This is a genomic window from Mycobacterium sp. NAZ190054, from assembly GCF_001545925.1.
Taxonomy (GTDB): Bacteria; Actinomycetota; Actinomycetes; order Mycobacteriales; family Mycobacteriaceae; genus Mycobacterium.
In genome coordinates, this window is the sequence record NZ_LMVQ01000418.1 from 1 (window position 1) to 2032 (window position 2032).

Genomic DNA, 2032 nt, shown 5'->3' on the forward strand with positions numbered 1-2032 from the left:
GCTGGTCGATCAAGCCCTGCGGCGAGGAGGCGGTCAGGATCGCGTCGAAGCCCGATGGGCGGCCGCCCATGTACTGGGCCGCGGCCAGATTGTCGACCTTGCGCTGGAAGTCGGACAGTTTCGCGTTGGCCGCTTCCATCGCGGCGACATCGCCGGCGTGCTTGGCTTCGGCCGCCTGCTGGATCGCCAACTTGTTGTCGAGATCGAGCTGCGCGGAATGCATTGCCTCCGTGGTCTGCTCAGCCTGCCGGGAGAGCTGGTTCAACTTTGCCAGCGCGTCGGCTGCCGGATCGGCATACGCGTGTCCGGTCAGCACGCCACCGAACACAGCCAAGCCGGCGATCGCACTGATGAAGGTGTGCCGAATACGGCGGTTCTTAATGTGCGCGCGGGCGAACCTCAAGATTTTGCGTCCTTACAACTGCCGTAACGAGCCGCACTCAACTGCTCTTAGGTCTCAGACAGGTTACGAAACGGCATCGGCCTTGTCCATCGGAGGACGCAAATCTAACAGCCGTCGCGAAGACACGCGGACCCGCCGTCGGCCGCGTGTCGTCACGCGACTCCTGAACGCCCCGGCCGGTGGATCGGAACCAGCCGCAGCCGCGGCGCCAACCCGACTTCGGCCAGCACTTCCAAGGCGCGCCGCTCATCGACGTGCAACGTCTCCGGCACCCCGAGCAACACGCTGACCACGCAATCCTGGCACCCGGGCCCACGGACGGCGCAATCGTCGCAGTCGATTTTCAAAGTGTCGGTAGAGGTTCCGGCATCGTTCCGGGCCTCGGTATCCGGGCGCTCGCCCGCCGGCCACTGCTCCTGTGCCATGGCACCTGTCCTTCCGATCGCAGTCGAGCGCACGGTAACGACGGCCACCGACAAGTCCGGGTCGAGTCCGGCGCGCGGCGCCGCCTCCCCGCGGTTGTCACACCGGGGACCTACGTTCGGCACATGGGTCAGCTCAGCTTCGCCGACTTCGATCCGTCTGCTGACCCGACGCTGCGGGAGACCACGTTCGTCGTCGTCGATCTGGAGACCACCGGCGGGCGCTCCTCCGGCGAGCGGCACGACGAGATCACCGAGATCGGTGCCGTGAAAATCCGGGGCGGCGAAATCCTGGGTGAGTTCGCTACTTTGGTCGACCCCGGGCGCGCGATCCCTCCGCAGATCGTCGCGCTCACGGGCATCACGACGGCGATGGTGTACGACGCGCCGCGGATCGGGGCGGTACTGCCGTCCTTCCTCGAGTTCTGTCGTGGCGCCGTGCTGGTGGCGCACAACGCCGGGTTCGACATCGGGTTCCTTCGAGCGGCCGCCGAACGCCACCACCTGCCCTGGCCGAAGCCACCGGTGCTGTGCACCGTCGCCCTGGCCCGCCGGGTCCTCACCCGCGACGAGGCCCCCAGCGTGCGGCTCTCCGCACTGGCGCAGTTGTTCCGGGCCACCACCACCCCCACCCATCGCGCGCTCGACGATGCCCGCGCCACCGTCGACGTGCTGCACGGGCTCATCGAGCGCGTCGGCAACCAGGGCGTGCACACCTACGCCGAGTTGCGTTCGTATCTGCCGGACGTGACCCCCGCGCAGCGCGGCAAGCGTCACCTCGCGCGGGCCCTGCCGCGCAGTCCCGGCGTGTACCTGTTCCGCGGTCCGTCCGAGGAGGTGCTCTACATCGGCACCGCCGTGGATCTGCGGCGCCGGGTGTCCCAGTACTTCAACGGCGCCGACCCGCGCACCCGCGTCAAGGAGATGGCGTCGCTGGCCACCCGGGTCGACCACGTGGAATGCGCGCACGATCTGGAAGCGGGCGTGCGCGAGTTGCGGCTACTGGCCGCGCACGCGCCGCCGTACAACCAGCGGTCCAAGTTCCCGCACCGGTGGTGGTGGGTGACCCTGACCGACGAGCCGTTCCCCCGGTTCTCCACCGTGCGCACGCCGCGCACCGACACCGCCGTCGGCCCGTTCCGGTCCCGGGCCGACGCGGCCGAGGCCGCCTGGTGCAGGTGCGGACACCGGTGAAGCGGGCCATCAG

1 protein-coding gene and 2 pseudogenes are annotated in these 2032 nt (G+C 68.8%); 1 reads left to right on the top strand and 2 read right to left on the bottom strand.

The window, feature by feature from the left end; translation table 11 throughout:
- Together ASJ79_RS23130 and ASJ79_RS23135 are read right to left on the bottom strand one after the other, a co-directional pair.
- Positions 1-403: pseudogene (locus ASJ79_RS23130) on the bottom strand (endopeptidase); the annotation flags it as partial.
- 152 nt (positions 404-555) lie between these two features.
- Positions 556-828, bottom strand: a complete 273-nt coding sequence (locus ASJ79_RS23135; protein WP_067960433.1) for a hypothetical protein — start codon at positions 826-828, stop codon at positions 556-558.
- A gap of 123 nt (positions 829-951) precedes the next feature.
- Between ASJ79_RS23135 and ASJ79_RS23140 the strand changes: the two are divergent.
- Positions 952-1995 (top strand): annotated as a pseudogene (locus ASJ79_RS23140) (DEDD exonuclease domain-containing protein); the annotation flags it as partial.
- Between the last annotated feature and the right edge of the window lie 37 nt (positions 1996-2032).